Annotated in this window: 14 protein-coding genes; all 14 read right to left on the bottom strand. The window is 65.5% G+C overall.

The features are described from left to right. Positions 1-11: 11 nt before the first annotated feature. Entirely contained in the window at positions 12-1,379 is a 1,368-nt protein-coding gene (locus tag ACODSM_RS17605; RefSeq protein WP_295942857.1) for a GntP family transporter, read from the bottom strand. Between the two features lie 372 nt (positions 1,380-1,751). Continuing rightward, on the bottom strand, positions 1,752-2,531 hold the full coding sequence (locus tag ACODSM_RS17600) for a FadR/GntR family transcriptional regulator (protein ID WP_116749138.1): 780 nt from the start codon (positions 2,529-2,531) through the stop codon (positions 1,752-1,754). A 116-nt stretch (positions 2,532-2,647) separates the two neighbouring features. Then, entirely contained in the window at positions 2,648-3,691 is a 1,044-nt protein-coding gene (locus ACODSM_RS17595) for a patatin-like phospholipase family protein (protein WP_488806368.1), read from the bottom strand. 130 nt (positions 3,692-3,821) lie between these two features. After that, positions 3,822-4,292: a nucleoside deaminase gene (locus ACODSM_RS17590; protein WP_488806367.1), complete on the bottom strand. Its 471-nt coding sequence runs from the start codon at positions 4,290-4,292 to the stop codon at positions 3,822-3,824. A gap of 10 nt (positions 4,293-4,302) precedes the next feature. Continuing rightward, positions 4,303-5,070, bottom strand: a complete 768-nt coding sequence (locus tag ACODSM_RS17585) for an ABC transporter permease (protein ID WP_488806366.1) — start codon at positions 5,068-5,070, stop codon at positions 4,303-4,305. 24 nt (positions 5,071-5,094) lie between these two features. Further along, positions 5,095-5,919, bottom strand: a complete 825-nt coding sequence (locus ACODSM_RS17580) for an ABC transporter ATP-binding protein (RefSeq protein WP_043566088.1) — start codon at positions 5,917-5,919, stop codon at positions 5,095-5,097. Positions 5,920-5,990: 71 nt separating this feature from the next. Next, positions 5,991-7,022 (bottom strand): ABC transporter substrate-binding protein, encoded by a 1,032-nt coding sequence (locus ACODSM_RS17575; protein ID WP_015012860.1) that lies wholly within the window; start codon positions 7,020-7,022, stop codon positions 5,991-5,993. Between the two features lie 278 nt (positions 7,023-7,300). Then, positions 7,301-9,607 (bottom strand): NADP-dependent malic enzyme, encoded by a 2,307-nt coding sequence (locus tag ACODSM_RS17570; protein ID WP_488806365.1) that lies wholly within the window; start codon positions 9,605-9,607, stop codon positions 7,301-7,303. 450 nt (positions 9,608-10,057) lie between these two features. Next, on the bottom strand, positions 10,058-11,545 hold the full coding sequence (locus tag ACODSM_RS17565) for a nucleobase:cation symporter-2 family protein (protein ID WP_015012862.1): 1,488 nt from the start codon (positions 11,543-11,545) through the stop codon (positions 10,058-10,060). A 196-nt stretch (positions 11,546-11,741) separates the two neighbouring features. Then, positions 11,742-12,446, bottom strand: a complete 705-nt coding sequence (locus ACODSM_RS17560; RefSeq protein ID WP_108626735.1) for a GntR family transcriptional regulator — start codon at positions 12,444-12,446, stop codon at positions 11,742-11,744. Positions 12,447-12,484: 38 nt separating this feature from the next. Then, on the bottom strand, positions 12,485-13,765 hold the full coding sequence (locus ACODSM_RS17555; protein ID WP_488806364.1) for a C4-dicarboxylate transporter DctA: 1,281 nt from the start codon (positions 13,763-13,765) through the stop codon (positions 12,485-12,487). A 192-nt stretch (positions 13,766-13,957) separates the two neighbouring features. Next, positions 13,958-15,745 (bottom strand): gamma-glutamyltransferase, encoded by a 1,788-nt coding sequence (ggt, locus tag ACODSM_RS17550; RefSeq protein WP_488806363.1) that lies wholly within the window; start codon positions 15,743-15,745, stop codon positions 13,958-13,960. A gap of 174 nt (positions 15,746-15,919) precedes the next feature. Continuing rightward, positions 15,920-17,155 (bottom strand): M20 family metallopeptidase, encoded by a 1,236-nt coding sequence (locus ACODSM_RS17545; protein WP_015012866.1) that lies wholly within the window; start codon positions 17,153-17,155, stop codon positions 15,920-15,922. After that, positions 17,152-18,930: a 2-oxo-4-hydroxy-4-carboxy-5-ureidoimidazoline decarboxylase gene (gene uraD, locus ACODSM_RS17540; RefSeq protein WP_488806362.1), complete on the bottom strand. Its 1,779-nt coding sequence runs from the start codon at positions 18,928-18,930 to the stop codon at positions 17,152-17,154. The genes ACODSM_RS17545 and uraD overlap by 4 nt, the downstream gene beginning before the upstream one ends. Between the last annotated feature and the right edge of the window lie 4 nt (positions 18,931-18,934).

The following is an 18,934-nucleotide window of genomic DNA, read 5'->3' as shown; positions in this document are numbered from 1 at the left end:
AAGAGGAAAAATCAAGCAACGGCCACCCACAGCAGGGCAGTCAGGGCAAAGCCCGCCAGACCCAGCACGGTGGTCAGCACGGTCCAGGTGCGCAGGCCATCGCCCACGCTCAGGCCCAGGTAGCGGGTCACGATCCAGAAGCCCGAATCGTTGACGTGGGACAGACCCAGGCTGCCAAAGCCAATGGCAACCGTGAGCAGCGCCACTTGCAAGGGGGAATACCCGCCACCCGCCATCGCATCGGCCAGCAAACCGCAGGTGGTGATGATGGCCACGGTGGCCGAGCCCTGGGCGGCGCGCAGGGCCAGAGAGATGATGAACGCCAGCAGGATGAGCGGCAGATGGGTAGCGGTTAGGCTTTGCGACAGCGCAGCGCCAATACCGCTGGCCGTGAGCACCTTGGCAAACACGCCGCCCGCGCCCGTCACCAAAATCACGGTGGCAGCAGGGGGCAGGGCGGATTCCATGATGGCGTTGGTGCGCTCGCGGTTCCAGCCCTGGTTGCGGCCCAGCAGAAACATCGCCAGGCCCACGGCCACCATCAGCGCAAAGATGGGCGAGCCGATGAAGCCCAGCACGTTGCGCAGGTTGTCACCCTTGGGCAGCAGCGTGGCGCCGGTGGTGCCCGCCATGATGAGGGCCAGGGGGATGAGGATCAGCGCCATGATGGTGCCGACGCTTGGAGCGGCGCTTGCTTTGCTGGTCTTGCTGTCTTCGCTGTTGCCAAAGGCGGCAAACTGCTCAGCCGTGGTGGGCAGCATGGGGTAGCCCTTGCGATTGAGCCAGCCCGCCACGACCTGAGACAACGCCGCCAGCGGGATGCAGATGGCCAGGCCAATGATGGTGATCCAGCCAATGTCGCCCTTGACGATAGCTGCCCCGCCCACGATGCCGGGGTGCGGTGGCACCACCACGTGCGCAGCCAGCATGATGCCCGCTACGGGCAGGCCGAACTTGATGGGGTTGACGCCCGCCGCCTTGCAAAAGCCGTAGACGATGGGCACGAGGATGATGAAGCCCACGTCAAAAAACACCGGGATCGCCAGCACCAGCGCTGCAGCCGTGAGGGCCATGGGCACCCGTGTAGGCCCCAGCAGCTGTGTGAAGCGATTGGCCAGGCTGGCCGCACCGCCCGAGACCTCGATCATGCGCCCCAGCATGGAACCCAGCGCCACCAGGATGGCCACCGACCCTAGTGTGCCGCCCATGCCCGCAATCAGCGTGCTGATGATGTCGCCAATGGGCATGCCCGTGGCAAACGCCACCAGAAAGCTCACTAGCATCATCGCCACGAAAGCGTGGACCTGCCAGCGGATGATGAGCAACAGGAGCAGGCCAATGCTGCCGGCGCCGATGCCGAGAAGTGCGAGGGTGGACATGAACGGGGTATCTCCGGGATGGAAGGGGGGCAGGCCCAGATGGAGGCCGCTGAAAACGGCCTGTTGAGGAAGGCTGGGCGCACCCGGTTTGATGTGTTTATATGGTTATCATACAAATTATTGCGATCTGTACTCCTACGGGTTAACCCGCGTGTGCCAGTGCGTGGAGAGGGCAGGTGACGCGCTTTTGAGGCGTTTTAGTGCTCAAGCGCTAGTGCAATATGCCTGAGAAGCTACTAAATATGTAGCAAATCAACAATGCGACCGGGGCGCAAACCCCGCCGCCGCCACACCTCAAGCTTCGCTCGGATGCGCGCTACGCCACCAGCGTCAAAGCGTTTAAGCCCGTCGCGCAGGCATCACCGATGCAGCTCAGAACACCAGCGGTGCGGACGCCGCCACCAGCGGCTGGGCCAGTCGCGCGCCGTCCTGGGCCCAGAACGACAGGTCGGCCTGCTCGATGCGGGCCAATGCGTTCTTCATATGCTGCGCCGCAGCGGCGCGTGCAGCCACCGGGTCGCCCGCCTCGATGGCGCGCACGATGTGGGTGTGCTCGTGGGTCACCGCATCGGCAAAGTCGGTGCGCCGCGCCTCGTTGGCGCGGGTCACACGCGTGGCGCCTTTGAGAAACTGGGCCAGGTAGTCCAGCGTGCTGATCATGAACGGGTTGCCCGCCGCCTGGGCAATGGCGCGGTGGAAGAGCACGTCTTCTTCCACCCCGTCGCGGCCTGCGCGCACGGCGTCGGCAATGTGCTGCATGGCGGCGCGGATGGCGGCAATGTCTTCCTCGCTGCGGCGCAGGGCTGCCAGTTCTGCCACCTCGGCTTCGAGCGCTCGGCGCACTTCCACAATCTGCATCACCGCCTCGCGCGATGCCGCAAGGGGCACATCAAACTGCAACGGCTCGATGCCGGGCGCCAGCACATACACGCCGCTGCCCTGCCGTGAGTCCACCAGCCCCAGCGACTTGAGGCGCGAGATGGCCTCACGCACCACCGTGCGGCTGACCTGGAATTGCTGCGCCAGCACGGCCTCGGTGGGCAGCTTCTGCGCAGCCTGGATGCGGCCCGCGCGAATCTCGGCCTCCAGCGCGCTGGCCACCTGGTCGGAGAGCTTGGCGCTGGGTTTGACGGCGGAGAAGGGTGAAGACATGGAATGGGTGGCGCGGGCAGTGGGGGCGTGAACGCGTTGCCGGGTGGTGCGGGCAGGCGTTGGGCGCAATAGACTTTACCCGAAGGGCGCTGTGCCGGAAGGGTTTGTTGGCTGCTCTACTTGGGCGCCGGGCAGGAGTCGTCCAGCTTGGCCAGGCCCGCAAGCTTCTGCAGCCGGCTGCGGTTGTCCAGGCAGGCCTGGTACTGCACCTCGGCCGCCTTCTGCTGGGCCTGCGCCGCCGCCTTGGCGCGTTCGGTCTGCAGCTGGGCCACGCGCTCGCGGATTTGCGGCATCACGGCCAGTGCGGCCTTTTCGCCTTCCACGATGGCATTGGCGCGCTGGCTGAAGTCGGCGGCGCCGATGTCCAGCACCTGTGGGCGGACGATCACATCGGCCCGCGCCAGCTCGGCCTGGCCCAGCTTCTGGCCCATGATGGCAATCGACTGGTTGAGCGCGCCCAGCATGTTGCCGGGCGTCTGGCCCCGGGCCTTGTTGGAGATGTCCACCGCGATCACGATATCCGCGCCCAGCTGGCGTGCGGCATCCACCGGCACGGGGCTCACGATGCCGCCATCCACAAAGTGGTACTTGCCGATGGTGACGGGCTGGAACACGCCCGGCACGCTGCTCGATGCGCGCACGGCCTGGCCGGTGTTGCCGCGCGCAAACACGGTGCGCTCACCGTCCTCCAGCCGCGTGGCCACGACGACAAAGGGCTTGGCCATCTGCTCCAGCGGTTTGCGGCGCACCTGCTCGTTCACATAGTCTTCCAGCTTCTGCCCCAGCACCAGCCCGCCAGACGAGAGCTGCAGGTCGCGGATCTTGGCTTCGTCCAGCGCCACGGCCTTTTCCTGCATCTCGAAGGCATTCATGCCGCTGGCATACAGCGCGCCGACCACGCTGCCTGCGCTGGTGCCCGAGACCACGGCGGGCGCCAGGCCATTGGCCTCCAGCATCTTGATCACGCCAATGTGCGCAAAGCCCTTGGCCGCACCCCCGCCCAGGGCGATGCCGATGCGGATGGGGGGCGTGGCGGATGGGGTCGCTGCGACCGGTGTGGCATCGCCCGCCGCCGGCTGTGTTGGTGCGGTGCCGCCGCATGCGGCCAGACCTGCTGCGGCCCCAAGGGCCAGAAGGCGCAAAAGAATGGTCAAGCGCATGCGGTGTGATCCTGCTGTCGTCCAAACGGGGCGGGCAGTATAGCGGCAGGGTGCCGGGGCACCCGTTGATGGTGTCTCTTGCTACTGAAACAGAAGCTACTCGCGCTTGTCATACAAGCGCCAGAGCCCGCTACCGCCAGAAATCGCGGTGCAGGGCGGTGATCTCGTCCTGCAGTGCGGGCACCGGGCCCAGTACCTCGGTGGAGCGCTGGCCGCTGGCAAACACCGTGCGGCAGGGCAGGGCCAGGGTGGGGTTCTCGGGGTGGTCGCCCGTCAGGGCGAGCAGGGCGGTTTCTTCGGCGCCATACAGCACGCGGCCGATGCCCGCCCAGTAGATGGTGCCCGCACACATGGCGCAGGGCTCGAAGGTGGTGACCAGCGTGCACTGCGCCAGGTAGGCGCCGGGGTAGTTCGCCGCCGCCGTGCGGGCCAGCGTGCTCTCGGCGTGGTTCACGGTGTCGATATTGCCCTGCTCGGCCAGTACCGTCTCCCCATCGGGCGCAACGAGCAGCGCGCCGAAGGGGTGGCGGCCCATGTGCTTGGCGCGTTGGGCCACAGCGTTGGCGCGGCGCAGCAGCGTAGCTGCCTGGGCTTCGCTCAACACCGCCGGGTTATTCACCTTGAGAACCCCGGTGCGCCCAGCCCGTGGTGCGTCTTTCAATCCAGCTGAACAGCTCGTACATCACCATGGCCATGGCGCCCACGACCATCAGGCCCGCAAAGGCCAGGCCCATCTGCATGGACGAGCCTGCGCTGATCAGCAGGTAGCCAATGCCTTCGTTCGCAGCGGTCATTTCCGACACGGTGGTGCCCACAAAGGCCAGCGTGATGGCTACCTTGAGCGAGCCGTAGAAGTACGGCATGGAGCGTGGCAGCCCCACCTTGGTCAGCACGTCCCAGCGCTTGGCGCCCAGCACGCGCAGCACGTCTTCCAGCTCGGGCTCCAGCGTGGCCAGGCCCGTGGCGATGTTGACCATGATGGGGAAGAAGCTGATGAGGAAGGCCGTCAGGATGGCCGGGCCCACGCCGATGCCGAACCACACCACCAGGATGGGCACAAAGGCGGCCTTGGGCAGTGCATTGAAGGCCGTCATCAGCGGGTACACGGCGGCATAGGCGATGCGCGAGCTGCCGATCACAAAACCCAGCAGCACGCCAACGACGATAGCGATGCCAAAGCCCGCCATGGTGACCCAGAAGGTGCGCCAGGCATGGCCTGCGATGACGCCGCTGAACTCCACCAGCTGCACGCCGATGGCCCAGGGGCTGGGGAACAGGTATTCAGGGATGCTGAAGGCCGAGCAGATGATTTGCCACAGCAGGATGGTGGCGACGAGCAGGATCCAGGGGGACCAGCGCTCCACGGTTTTTTTGTGCATGGGGATGAGGCGCTTTCTTTGTTCTTATTGCTGGATGGGCGCGCCTGCTTTTCGCAGGGCACCGATGTGGCCGCGCAGCTCGTGCACGATGTCGGTGAACTCCTTGGTGTAGGTCACTTCCAGGTCGCGCGGGCGGGGCAGCTCGATCTCCTTGCGCACCACAAACCGGCCGGGGCTCTTGCTCATCACATACACCGTGTCGGCCAGGAAGACCGACTCGCGCAGGTCGTGCGTGACCAGGATCACGTTGAACTGCTGCTCGGTCCACAGGTCGCGCAGGATGCACCACAGCTCTTCGCGGGTGAAAGCGTCGAGCGCGCCGAACGGCTCGTCCAGCAGCAGCATCTTGGGCTCGTGGATCAGCGCGCGGCAGATGCTGGCGCGCTGCTGCATGCCGCCCGACAGCTGCCAGGGGAATTTGTCTTCATACCCCGCAAGGCCCACCTTTTGCAGCAGCTTGCGCGCGCGTTCTTCGTATTCCTTGCGCTTTTGCTTGAAGTGGCTGCGGTAGGGCTCAACGATTTCGAGCGGCAGCAGCACGTTGTCCACCGTGGTGCGCCAGGGCAGCAGCGAAGGCGCCTGGAAGGCCATGCCCGACACCTTGAGCGGCCCCGTCACCGGCTGGCCGTCGATGAGGATCTTGCCCATCGACGGCATCTTCAGCCCCGTGGCCAGCTTCATGAAGGTGGACTTGCCACAGCCCGAGGGGCCGACGATGGCGATGAACTCGCCGCGCCGCACCTGCAGGTCGATGGCTTCGACCGCAAACTGGTTCTTGGCGCGCAGCTCGTCGTTGTAGGCGAGCCAGACGTCTCGGAAGTCCACAAAATAGTTGTCAGCAGCCTGCATGGAAGTTTTTATGCTCAGAATGACCGCAAGCGCCGTGAATAATGCGCTTGCAGCTATCAAATTAATAGTATTTACTTCTTGGGCAGGATGTTCAGCTCGGCAGCGCTGGGCAAGAAGCTGGCGTTCCACACATCGTCGGCGTTCACACGGGTCTTGGTGTTGAACGCATCGGACACCTGCGACGCCATCAGCGAGAGGCGGCCGGGCTTGAGCTGGCCAAAGCCCTCGGCGCGCGCGTCGGGGCTGTTGATCACGGTGTCGATGGCCAGCTGCAGGCGGCGGGTTTCGAGCGGCACGTTCACGATGCCGTCGCGCGCCTTCACGTATTCGATGGACGCAGCGGGGTTGGCGATGACTTCCTTGGCGCCCTTGGTGAAGGCCGACAGGAACGCCTTGATGGCGCCCGGGTTCTCCTTGATGAGCTTGGGGCTGGCGATGATCACGTTGCCGTACAGCTTCACGCCAAAGTCGGCATAGGGCAGCACCACCACGTCGGCAGCCTTGGCGCCACGGGCTTCCAGGTTGAGCAGCGAGGTGAAGGTGAAGCCGGTGATGGCGTCCACGTCACCGCGCACCAGCATGGTTTCGCGCAGTGGCGGGTCCATGGCGGTCCAGGTCACGGCGCCGATGCCGTTGGCCTTCTGGAAGATGGGGAACGCGCGGCGGCCTGCGTCAAATACGGGGGCGCCCAGCTTCTTGCCTGCCAGGTCAGCGGGCTTGGTGATGCCGCTCTTTTTCAGCGCCATGACCGAGGCGGGTGTGTTGTTGTAGACCACCATCACCGCCACGGGCTTGTTCTGCGCGTCGGGGTTGTTGGCGTGGAACTCCATCACGGCGGCCAGGTCGGCAAACCCCATGTCGTATGTGCCCGATGCCACGCGCTGCACCGCACCGCCGGAGCCGTTGCCCGCGTCCACCGTCACGTCCAGGCCTGCGGCTTTGAAGTAGCCCTTGGCCACGGGTTGCAGGAACAGCGCCGCAGGGCCTTCAAAACGCCAGTCCAGCTGGAACTTGATGGGCGTGGTGGCCTGTGCCTGGGCCAGCGACGCGCTGCCGATCAGAGCCAGGGCGGCAGCGGTTTGCATGAACAGTCTTTTTTTCATTCGGGGCTCCTGTCGGGCAAGGGGAAATGCGGTGAGGGAAGGTGTTGGCCCCATCCAGGGGCCATGCACCTGCAGTCAGCAAAAACGATGCCCGGTTTGCGGATGCGGGTGTTTTGCCGTGCCCCATTGTTCACCGAAGTGGTGCATGCCAGCATGCTGGGTTTCCCGAAATGGTGCGAGTGCAGTGCAAGGGGTTGTCGCACGCATAAAAAAACGGGGCCCAGGGGCCCCGTTGACTCGGTGTGCAGGCCGGCCAGCGCAAGGCCGGCACGGTACTTTCAGCGCGGCCGGGTGGCAGCGCTGGCCACGGCCAGGGCCGTCATGTTGAGCACGCGGCGCACGGTGGCGGCCGGGGTCAGGATGTAGGCCGTGGCAGCGGCGCCCATCAGGATGGGGCCCACGGTGACGCCACCGCTGGTGGTGGTCTTGAGCACGTTGTAGAGGATGTTGGCGGCATCCAGGTTGGGGCAGATCAGCAGATTGGCTGAGTCCGTCAGGGTCGAGTCCGCCATGTAGGCGTTGCGGATGTTCGGCTCCAGCGCGGCATCGCCGTGCAGCTCGCCGTCGCACTCGATCTCGGGGTGGGCGGCCACGAACAGGTCGCGCGCCTCGCGCATCTTGCGGGCCGATGCGCGCTTGGACGAGCCGTAGCTGGAGTGCGACAGGAAGGCGACCTTGGGCGGGATGCCAAAGCGCTGCACCTCCTGCACCGACATCCAGGCGATGTCGGCCAGCTGCTGGGCCGTGGGGTCTTCATTCACGTAGGTGTCGGCAATGAACAGCGTGCCCCGGTTGGTCATCAGCGCGTTCAGCGCGGCGTAGTTGTTGGCGCCTTCCTGGCGGCCGATGATGCTGTGGATGCGCTCCAGGTGCGTCTCGTACGTGCCCACCAGGCCGCAGATCATGGCGTCGGCATCGCCCAGCTTCACCATCAGCGAGGCGATGATGGTGTTGGAGCGGCGCACGGCGGCCTTGGCCACTTCGGGCGAGGCACCGTTGCGCTTCATGAGCTGGTGGTAATGCTCCCAGTACTGGCGGAAGCGCGGGTCGTCCTCAGGGTTGCACACCTCTACGTCCTTGCCCAGCTGCATGCGCAGGCCGGCCTTGGCAATGCGCGCGGCAATCACGGCGGGGCGGCCGATGAGGATGGGGTGGGCGATCTTGTCGTCAATCGCCATCTGTGCGGCGCGCAGGGCGCGCTCGTCTTCACCGTCGGCATAGGCCACGCGCTTTTGTGCATCGGGCAGGGCCTTGGCCGCGTTGATCACGGGGCGCATCAGCATGCCGGTCTGGTACACGAAGCGCGACAGTGTTTCCTTGTAGGCCTCCATGTCTTCGATGGGGCGCGTGGCCACGCCGGACTCGGCGGCGGCCTTGGCCACGGCGGGCGCGATCTTGAGGATCAGGCGCGAGTCGAACGGCGTGGGGATCAGGTAGTCAGGGCCGAAGGTCAGCTCTTTGCCTGCATAGGCGCTGGCCACTTCTTCGCTGATGTCGGCCTTGGCCAGGTCGGCGATCTGGCGCACGCAGGCCAGCTTCATGGCTTCGGTGATCTTGGTGGCGCCGCAGTCCAGCGCGCCACGGAAGATGTACGGGAAGCACAGGACGTTGTTGACCTGGTTGGGGTAGTCCGAGCGGCCCGTGGCGATGATGCAGTCGGGGCGGATGGCCTTGGCCAGCTCGGGGCGGATTTCCGGCTCGGGGTTGGCCAGCGCCAGGATGATGGGCTTCGGCGCCATGGTCTTGACCATCTCGGCCGTGAGCACGCCAGGGGCCGAGCAGCCCAGGAACACGTCGGCGCCGTTGACCGCATCGGCCAGCGTGCGGGCGTCGGTCTTTTGCGCGTAGGCCGCTTTCGATTCGTCGTAGCCACCAGGGCGGCCTTCGTAGATCACGCCCTTGGAGTCGCACACAAAGATGTTCTCGACCTTCACGCCCAGGCCCACCATCACGTTCAGGCAGGCAATGGCGGCCGCGCCCGCGCCCGACACAGCAATCTTGACTTGGTCGATCTGCTTGCCCACCAGCTCCAGGCCGTTGAGCAACGCCGCGCTGCTGATGATGGCCGTGCCGTGCTGGTCGTCATGGAACACCGGGATGTTCATGCGCTTGCTGAGTTCCCGCTCGATGTAGAAGCACTCGGGCGCCTTGATGTCTTCGAGGTTGATGCCGCCCAGCGTGGGCTCCAGCGCCGCGATGATTTCGATCAGCTTGTCGGGGTCGCGTTCGGCCAGTTCGATGTCGAACACGTCGACCCCGGCAAACTTCTTGAACAGGCAGCCCTTGCCTTCCATCACCGGCTTGCTGGCCAGCGGGCCGATGTCGCCCAGGCCCAGCACCGCCGTGCCGTTGGTGATCACCGCAACCAGGTTGCCGCGCGAGGTGTAGTCAAACGCTTTGGAAGGGTCGGCAGCGATATCGAGGCACGGGTAGGCCACGCCTGGCGAGTAGGCCAGCGACAGGTCGCGCTGGTTGGACAAAGGCTTGGTGGGGGTGACCGAAATCTTGCCCCGGGTGGGGTTGCGGTGGTATTCGCGCGCAGCGTCGCGCAGGGCCTGTTCGGCAGCGGAAATGTTCTGTGTCATGCGGAAATCCTGGAAGTCCTGGGCGGAAAGCGAAAACAAGGGTACCCGATGGCGTGGGCGGCTGGCATGCAGGTTTATGCGGATGCAGCATAAGAGCCTGTTCAAAGTCTTTTTGGGGTCGCACAAGTCCCTTGCCGGGATGGGATGCAAGGCGCGGTGCGCAGCCAATAGCCCGTGCTATTGGCAAGCTTTGCTCCGCCGCAGACCGCCCGGCAAGGCACTTGCCCGAAGGGTTGGAGTGAAATCGGGCAATTAGAAGCCCCGGCCGCTTGCATGGGCACGAGCCCATGCGGCGCACCCGACGCATCCACTCCTCCCGATTGCACTCCAATGCGATCTCCAAAAAGACTTTGAACCAGGCTCTAAAGCTAAAACCCCCTGGCAGCTGTGGCGGACAGGGGGCGGGCCACGCGGGCGGTGGCGGGTTTTCGGCAACGGGCAGGCGGGATGCTAGTGGGCGTCGGCCTGGCGTGCGGCGTTGACAGCGGCGGAGGTGTCGCGGCTGGCGCCATTGAAGAAAACGTTCAGGGCCACCGCCGTGATCGAGGCCAGGAGGATACCGGATTCGATCAGAGGGTGGATGGCATGCGGCATCCACTGGCGGAAGTTGGGCGCGATCAGCGGCACCATGCCCACGCCGATGGAGACGGCCACGATCATGGCGTTGAAGCGGTTGGTCTTGAAGTCCACCCCGCCCAGGATGCGGATGCCCGTGGCCGCCACCATGCCAAACATCACCAGCCCCGCGCCGCCCAGCACCATGGTGGGCAGCGACTCGACCAGCGCGGCCATCTTGGGCAGCACACCCAGCACGATCAGGATCACACCGCCGGCCACACACACAAAGCGGCTCTTGACACCGGTGACGGCCACCAGCCCCACGTTCTGCGAGAAGCTGGTGTACGGAAAGGTGTTGAAGATGCCGCCCAGCAGCGTCCCCAGGCCGTCGGTGCGCAGGCCGCGCGTGAGGGCCGCCTGGTCCACCTTGCGGTCGGTCATCTCGCCCAGGGCGAGGAACATGCCGGTGGATTCGATCATGACCACAATCATCACCAGGGTCATGGTCAGGATCAGGATGGGGTCGAACACGGGGCCGGCAATCTCGAACGGCAGCACCAGGTCAAACCACTGCGCCTTGGCCACCTTGTCAAAGTTCATCAGCCCCATGCCCACGGCCACCACGGCGCCGATCACGATGCCCAGCAGCACCGAGATGTTGGCAATGAAGCCCTTGGCAAACTTGGCAATCAGCAGGATGGACAGAAGTACCAAGCCCGAGATACCCACACCGGTCAGGTCTGCGTACTTGGGGTTGGGCACCGTGGGCACCACGGCAAAGCCCTTGGGGACCGGTGGCAGCGACGAGCCGGGGGCACCTGCCGCTGCCTGCGCCTCTGCCAGCCATTTGAGGTGCTCGGGGTTGGGCACGCTGGGCGCTGTGGGGCCTACCGGGTTGCCAAAGATCCAGTTGATGCCCACGCGCATCAGGCTGATGCCGATGACCGCAATGATGGTGCCGGTGACCACGGGCGGGAAGAAGCGGAGCATGCGGCTGACCAGCGGTGCGATCAGGATGGAGATCACGCCCGCGCCGATCACCGAGCCAAAGATCAGCCCGGCCCCGGCCGTGCCGCCCGTGCTCTGCGCCATCGAGATCATGGGCGCCACCGAGGCAAAGGTCACCCCCATCATCACCGGCAGCTGAATGCCAAACCAGCGCGAGGCGCCCAGCGCCTGAATCAGTGTGACCAGCCCGCACACAAACAGGTCGGCCGAGATCAGCTTGGCCACCTGGTCGGGCGTGAGGTTGAGCGCGCGGCCCACAATGAGCGGCACCGCCACAGCGCCCGCATACATCACCAGCACATGCTGCAGGCCCAGCGCCGTCAGTCGCCCCAGGGGCAGGTGTTCGTCCACGGGGTGTACGGGCGGGTTCATGGGTGTCCTTCGGCGGGTTTGGGGTGTGAATACGAGAGGAACACGGGTGCGAGATGGTGCACAGGTGTCCATACAAAAATCGTATACAAAATGACCGGGTGCGCTTATCCCGGTTAACCCTTAGAGAGGCGCAGCAAGTTCCCGCCTGCCCGGGTGGAGGCGGTTGGACGGTGGGGCCTGGGTGCCTTCGGTGTGGCTAGCCCGGGTCCGTAGCTGCCGCCTTGGTGCGTGGGCTGGTCAGCGGTGCCAAGGATTCCCGCAGCCGGTCGCGCACCAGGGGCTGGCCGGGGTTGAGAGCGCCTTCCACATGGCCGATGTGGGCCAGCATGCGCTCGCGGGCCAGGGTGGTGTTGCCGGCCTCCAGTGCCTCGACGATGGCGGCGTGTTCGGCGCAGGACTGGCTGGCCGCGTGCTGCGATTGGTAGAGCGATGCGGCCAGGGTGGTACGTGCCGTGAGGTCGCGCAGGATGTCGCTCAGGCTGCGGTGGCCCATCGCCTCGGCCAGGCAGACGTGGAAGTCTGCGAGCAGAAAGGCGCGCGTGGCAGCGTCCGCGCCTTCGATGGCCTGCTGCTCGTCGGCGATGTGCGCACGCAGGCGGCGGGTCACGCTTTGCAGCGGTCGGCCCGCATCGGCCAGGATGCCGGATTCGATGATGCGCCGGGCGGAGAACGCGTCGCGTGCATCCTCCACCGAGGGTTCCACCACGTACCAGCCCCGGCGCGAGCGCACTTCCACAAAGCCCCGTGCCTGCAGCTGCATCAGGGCCTCGCGCACCAGCGTGCGGCTCACGCCGAACAGATCGGCCAGCTCCTGCTCGCCCAGGCGCTCGCCGGGCGAGAGTTTTTGCGCGAGGATGGATTCCACCACCTGCTGGGCGATCTGGGTCTGGTTGATGCTCATGGCCGGATTGTCGCGTGCTGCAAAGGTGCTGTGCCCGATCAGGCGCGTGGCATGGGTGGCTCGCGGCCGTCGAGCACGGCATGGGCGCGTTCGCGGTCGATGTCGCCCTCCCACGCCGCTACGGCCACGGTGGCGACGCAGTTGCCAATGAGGTTGCCCAGCGCGCGGGCGATGCCCATGAACCAGTCCACCGACAGCACCAGCACCAGGCCAATCGCCGGAATAGCAGGGATGGCCTGCAAGGTGGCGGCCAGCACGACGATGGCCGAGCCGGGCACGCCGTGTGCGCCCTTGGAGGTGACCAGCGAGATCGCCAGGATGGTCAGCAGGTCGGCCATGGAAATCGGCGTGTTGGTGGCCTGGGCGATGAAAACAGCCGCCAGCGTGATGTAGATCGAGAAAGCGTCGAGGTTGAACGAGTAGCCGGTGGGGATCACCAGGCCCACGGTGGAGTCGCGGATGCCCATGTGCTGGAGCTTGGCCATGATCTGGGGCAGCACGCTGTCGGACGACGTGGTGGCAAACACCACGGCCAGTTCCTCGCGCAGATAGCGCAGCAGCTTAAACAGGCTGAAGCCCGACACCCGCATGATGAGGCCCAGCACCACCACGACGAAGATGACCACCGCGGCGTAGAACAGCGCCACCAGCATGCCCAGCTGCTTGAGGGACCCCAGGCCGTACTTGCCCACGGTGAACGCGATGGCGCCCAGCACACCCAACGGTGCGAGCTTGATGATCAGGCCCATTGTCTTGAACAGCACATGCGACAGGTCGTCGATCAGGCCGGTGACGCGCGCGCCGCGTTCCCCGATCAATGCCAGGGCGCAGCCAAAAACGATGGAGAACAGCAGGACCTGCAGCACATCGCCGTTGGCAAACGCGCTCACGGCGGTGGTGGGAATGAGCTTGAGCAAGAAGTCGGTGAAGCCGCCCCCGGTGAGCTTGCTGGCGTTCTCGGCATAGGCACCCATGGCTTTGGGGTCGAGCGCCTTGGGGTCCACGTTCATGCCCACGCCGGGCTCGAACCAGAACGCCAGCGCCAGGCCCAGCACCAGGGCGATGGAAGTGACGACCTCGAAGTAGATCAGCGATTTGACGCCCACCCGGCCCACCCGCTTCAGGTCGCCCGTGCCTGCGATGCCATGCACCACCACGCAGAAAACGATGAGCGGGATCAGCATCTTGATGAGTTTGATGAAGCCGTCGCCCAGGGGCTTGAGCGCGATGGCGGTGTCAGGCCAGACCAGGCCCACCACCACACCGGCTATCAAGGCCAGCACCACCTGGCCAAAAAGGGATTTGAAAAACCGGGGCATGCCAACTCCTTCAGTAGCTTTTTGAACGCAAATCTTGCATACAAGAACTGTAGGCAAGTCTGAATGGCGGCGTATGAGGGTATGCCCGCATGCTGTCGCGAAGGGCTCAATGAAAAAGGCCACACCTTTAGAGGGCGTGGCCTTGCAAAGGCTGACAGGCGCAGCTAGCCCGCACTAGGCGGGCCCTGGCAATCAGTAGCCGAGGGTCTTGCCGTCGGGGTTGCGCGGGTCCGAGTAGCCGTACAGCGCGCCACCGCGGATCTGGATGGTCTGCGTACGGCCCATCGAGGGCTTGACCGCGATGTTGTGGCCGCGCTGCTTGAGCAGGGCGATGGTGTCGGGCGACAGGCCCTTTTCCACGCGCAGCTCGTCGGGCGTCCACTGGTGGTGTACGCGGGGTGCGGCAGCGGCCTCGGCGGGGTTCATGCCAAAGTCGATGGTGTTGACCACTGTCTGCAGCACCGTGGTGATGATGCGCGCGCCGCCGGGGCTGCCGGTCACCAGCGTGGGCTTGCCGTCCTTCAGCACCAAGGTGGGCGTCATGGACGACAGGGGGCGCTTCTTGGCGGCCACGGCGTTGGCGTCACCGCCGACCAGCCCGTAGGCATTGGCCACGCCGGGCTTGGCTGAGAAGTCGTCCATCTCGTTATTGAGCAAAATGCCCGTGCCTTTGGCCACGATGCCGCTGCCGAAATTGGTGTTCAGCGTGTACGTGACGGCCACGGCGTTGCCTGCCTTGTCCACCACCGAGTAGTGGGTGGTCTGGTCACTCTCATACGGCTGGGGCTGGCCGGGCTTGATCTCCTTGGCCGGGCGGGCGCGGTTGGGGTCGATGCCCTTGGCCAGCGATTCGGCATAGCGCTTGGAGGTCAGGCCCTTGAGCGGGATCTTCACAAAGTCCGGGTCGCCCAGATATTCGGAGCGGTCGGCGTAGGCCAGCTTGCTGCTCTCGGCCATGTGGTGGATGGTCTGCGCGCTGTTGGGACCCCACTGGGCCAGGGGCAGCGGCTCCAGCATGTTCAGAATCTGCACCAAGTGTGGGCCGCCCGAGGAGGGTGGGGGCATGGTCACGATCTCATAGCCACGGTAGGTACCACGCGTGGGTGCGCGCTCCACCACCTTGTACTCGCGCAAATCCTGCAGCGTGATGGCGCCCGCGTGGGGTGCCATTTCGGCCGCAATCTTCTGGGCGATCTCGCCTTCGTAGAACGCCTTGGCGCCCTGCTGGGCAATCAGGCGCATGGACTGCGCCAAGTCTTTTTGTACCAGTGGGTCGCCCACCTTCAGCGGTTCGCCGTTCTTCCAGAAGATGGCCTGGGTGGCGGGCCATTGGCCCATGTTCTTCTTCTCTTGCTGCAGAATCTTGGCGAGCGTTTCGCTCACCGGGAAGCCCTTGTCCGCCAGCTCAATGGCCGGAGCGATCACACGCGACAGGGGCAGGGTGCCCCAGCTCTTGAGCGCGTGCTCCATGCCGGCCACGGTGCCAGGCACGCCCACGGCGTAGTGGGTGTACAGCGACTTGCCGTCCACCACATTGCCTTTGGCATCCAGGTACATGTCGCGCGTGGCCTTGATAGGCGCCACTTCGCGGAAGTCCAGGGCCACGCTCTTGCCGGTCTTGGCGTCGTGCACCATCATGAAACCGCCGCCGCCCAGGTTGCCCGCGTTGGGCAGGGCCACGGCCAGCGCAAAGCCAATGCCGACGGCGGCATCCACCGCATTGCCACCGGCCTTGAGGATGTCCAGGCCGATCTGCGAGGCCAGTTCCTGCTCGGTGGCCACCATGCCGTTGCGTGCCACGACGGGGTGGAACACATCCATGTCGAAGTCGTAGGCTGCGCTGGCGGCCTGGGCCGAGGCGGTCTGCTGTACTGCGGCTACCGGCTGAGCCTTGGCCACCGGCGGCGTGCTGCCGCAGGCCGTGAGGCTGGCCAGGGCCAGCACAACGCTGCCAGCCAGCAGCGTATGGCGAATGTTCATGGGATATCTCCTGGTGTGTGGAATCTGGAAATGACAACGGGCGCACCCAGTCGATGGATGCGCCCGCGCCAGTGTAGGTTGGTCAAGGGGCTGTCAGAGTCAATCTCGTCATGACATTGCAGCGCAGCACTGATGTGCTGCATGCATGATTCAACCTCAATACTCTGCGGGCCTTCAGGCGAGCAAGTCGCTCAATGTCCGCGCGATCACCTTGGTGGCGCGGCGCAGGTCTTCGAGTTGCAGGCGCTCGTCGGCGCGCTTGGCGTGCGATTCGAGCACGGTGCGGGGGCCGGCGCCGTAGATCACGCCGGGAATGCCGCGCTCCACATACAGGCGCACGTCGGTATAGAGCGGCGTGCCCACGGCAGGGACCGGTTCGCCGATCACGGCTTGGGCATGTTGCTGGATGGCGTCGACCAGGGGCTTGTTGCCCGCCAGCGGCGTCATCGCGTTGGCCAGCAGCAGGCGCTTGATCTCCACGCTGATACCGGCGCGCTCACCTGCGGCCTGTTCGATCACGCGGCGGATGGTGGCTTCGACCTCCACCGGGTTTTCCTCGGGGATCATGCGGCGGTCGAGCTTGAACATCACCTTGCCGGGTACGACGTTGGTGTTGGTGCCGCCTTCGATGCGGCCCACGTTCAGGTAGGGGTGCTTGATCCCCTCGACCTTGGACGTGACCTTCTTGTACTCGTCGTTCTGTGCGTACAGCGCATTCAGGATGTGCACGGCGCCTTGCAGGGCATCCACGCCGGTGTGGGGCACGGCGGCGTGTGCCATCTTGCCGTGCACTGTCACTTCCATCTGCAGGCAGCCGTTGTGGGCGGTGACCACTTCGTAGCTGAAGCCCGCGGCAATCATCAGGTCCGGCTTGGTCAGCCCCTTTTGCAGCAGCCAGCCGGGGCCCAGTTCGCCGCCAAACTCTTCGTCGTAGGTGAAGTGCAGCTCTACCGCGCCCTGGGCGGGCCTGGCCACGGCTTCGAGGGCACGCACCGCAAAGGTGAAGCTTGCAAAGTCGCTCTTGCTCACGGCGGTGGCGCGGCCGTACATGGCGCCATCGACGATCTCGGCCCCGTAGGGGTCGTGCGTCCAGCCTTCGCCGGGCGGCACCACGTCGCCGTGGGCGTTCAGGGCGATGGTCTTGCCGCCGCTGCCGTACGGTCTGCGCACGATGAGGTTGGTGATGGACTCCATGCCGTAGGCCTGCACATCGGCGGTGGGCACGGCGTGCTTTTCGGCCTCGTAGCCAAAGTCCTTCAGCAGCTCTGCCGTGCGTTCGGCGTGGGGCGCGTTGTTGCCGGGGGGCGTGTCGGTGGGCACGCGCACCAGGGCCTGCAGAAAGCGCACTTCTTCGTCAAAGTGCTGGTCGATCCAGGCGTCCAGCGCGGCGTGGTGGTTCGGGGTGGTCATGGTTGTGGTTCCTCGGCAAGCTGGTGCAGCACCTGGGTGAAGGCGTCCACGGCCAGTTGCATGTCGTTGTTGGTGGTGGATTCGAGCGGGTTGTGGCTGATGCCGGAGTTTTCTCCGCGCACGAACAGCATGGCCTGCGGCATGATTTCGTGCAGCTTCATCGCGTCGTGGCCTGCGCCACTGGGCATGCGGAACACGGGCACGCCCAGGTGGTCCACCGCACGCTCCCACTGGTGCTGCAGGGCTGGGGCGCTGGGGGCGGCGGCAGCGCGCATGGATTCTTCCAGCGTGTAGCGCAGGCCGCGCCGGGCAGCGATCTGACCCAGGTGGTCCAGCACATCGCGCACCAGTGCGTCGCGTTGCGGATCGGTGGGTGCACGCAGGTCCAGGCTGAACTGGCAGCGTCCCGGCACCACATTGATGGAGCCGCCGGGCACGTTGAGCAGGCCAATTGTGCCCACCGAGTCTCCGTCTTGGGCGGCGCGCTGCTCGATGTACAGCGCCAGCTCTGCCACCGCCACGGCCGCATCGCGGCGGCGGTCCATGGGGGTGGTGCCTGCGTGGCTGGCGGTGCCGATCATTTCGCCCACAAACCGCACACCCCCGTTGATGGAGGTGACCACGCCCAGCGGCAGGTCCAGCTCGTTGAGCACCGGGCCCTGTTCGATGTGGACTTCAATAAAGCCCAGGTACTGGGCCGGGTCGCGTTGCAGCTTGGCGATGTCGTCAATGCACAGCCCCGCGTGCTGCATGGCCGCGCGCATGGTCACGCCATCGGCATCCTTCTGGTCCAGCCAGGCGGGGTTGAAGTGCCCGATGAGCGCGCCCGAACCCAGGAAGGTGGCCTTGTAGCGCTGGCCTTCTTCTTCGGCAAAGGCAATCACCTCGATGCCGAACGGCAGACGCTGGCCCGCGCGGTGCAGTTCGCGCACGCAGGCCATGGGCACAAAAATGCCCAGGCGCCCGTCGTACTTGCCGCCGTTGCGCACGGTGTCGTAGTGCGAGCCGGTCATGAGGTACTTGGCACCGGGTGTGGCGGCGCGATACCGTCCCACCACGTTGCCCACGGCGTCCACCTCGACCTCGTCGAAGCCGCAGTCGCGCATCCAGTGGCTGATGCGCTGGGCGCAGGCGCGGTGGGCGTCGGTGAGGTAGGTGACGGTGAGCTGGCCCTTTTCGGCAAAACCGGGGTCGGAGTGTTCGGCCAGCTTTTCATGCCAGTCCCACACGTCATTGCCCAGCACAGGTTCGGTGGCGAACTTGTCGTTCAGGCGGATCTCGGCGATGCGGTGGATGTTGCGCAAGGCCTCTGCCACCTCGAACTCCGGGTGGTTGTCGAGCCGCCGCGCAAAGGTATTGATGATCTGCTGCTTGTTCAGCCCCGCGCCGCGCGGACCGCGCACGGCCAGAATGAAGGGGAAGCCAAAGCGGGCGTTGTAGTCCGCATTGAGCTGCTGGATGCGCGCAAATTCTTCGGGCGTGCACTGCGTCAGGCCCGCCTTGGACTGCTCGTTGGTCGATTCGGCCGTCAGGCTTTTCGCCACCATGGCCTTGCCCGCCAGCTCGGGGTGGGCGCGGATCAGGCCCAGCTGCGCCTCGGTGCTGGCGGTGCGCACCGCGTGGGCCAGGGCGTGCTTGAGGTGTGCCAGCGAGCGAAACGGCCGCTGGGCAAGCGCCTGTTCGGCAATCCAGGGGGAATGCTCGTACACGCCGTCCAGCGCCTCCAGGGCCTGTGCGGGCGTGGCAGCGTTCAGTTGGTCAAGGGTCCATGCCATGGTC

The organism is Acidovorax sp. FG42 (assembly GCF_057809195.1).
This window is presented reverse-complemented; position numbering and strand designations above follow the sequence as displayed.

Excerpts from the sequence above, each read along its gene's own strand:
- ACODSM_RS17605 (WP_295942857.1), bottom strand. The coding sequence starts at position 1,379 with ATGTCCACCCTCGCACTTCTCGGCATCGGCGCCGGCAGCATTGGCCTG.
- ACODSM_RS17600 (WP_116749138.1), bottom strand. The coding sequence starts at position 2,531 with ATGTCTTCACCCTTCTCCGCCGTCAAACCCAGCGCCAAGCTCTCCGAC.
- ACODSM_RS17595 (WP_488806368.1), bottom strand. The coding sequence starts at position 3,691 with ATGCGCTTGACCATTCTTTTGCGCCTTCTGGCCCTTGGGGCCGCAGCA.
- ACODSM_RS17585 (WP_488806366.1), bottom strand. The coding sequence starts at position 5,070 with ATGCACAAAAAAACCGTGGAGCGCTGGTCCCCCTGGATCCTGCTCGTC.
- ACODSM_RS17580 (WP_043566088.1), bottom strand. The coding sequence starts at position 5,919 with ATGCAGGCTGCTGACAACTATTTTGTGGACTTCCGAGACGTCTGGCTC.
- ACODSM_RS17575 (WP_015012860.1), bottom strand. The coding sequence starts at position 7,022 with ATGAAAAAAAGACTGTTCATGCAAACCGCTGCCGCCCTGGCTCTGATC.
- ACODSM_RS17570 (WP_488806365.1), bottom strand. The coding sequence starts at position 9,607 with ATGACACAGAACATTTCCGCTGCCGAACAGGCCCTGCGCGACGCTGCG.
- ACODSM_RS17565 (WP_015012862.1), bottom strand. The coding sequence starts at position 11,545 with ATGAACCCGCCCGTACACCCCGTGGACGAACACCTGCCCCTGGGGCGA.
- ACODSM_RS17560 (WP_108626735.1), bottom strand. The coding sequence starts at position 12,446 with ATGAGCATCAACCAGACCCAGATCGCCCAGCAGGTGGTGGAATCCATC.
- ACODSM_RS17555 (WP_488806364.1), bottom strand. The coding sequence starts at position 13,765 with ATGCCCCGGTTTTTCAAATCCCTTTTTGGCCAGGTGGTGCTGGCCTTG.
- ggt (WP_488806363.1), bottom strand. The coding sequence starts at position 15,745 with ATGAACATTCGCCATACGCTGCTGGCTGGCAGCGTTGTGCTGGCCCTG.
- ACODSM_RS17545 (WP_015012866.1), bottom strand. The coding sequence starts at position 17,155 with ATGACCACCCCGAACCACCACGCCGCGCTGGACGCCTGGATCGACCAG.
- uraD (WP_488806362.1), bottom strand. The coding sequence starts at position 18,930 with ATGGCATGGACCCTTGACCAACTGAACGCTGCCACGCCCGCACAGGCC.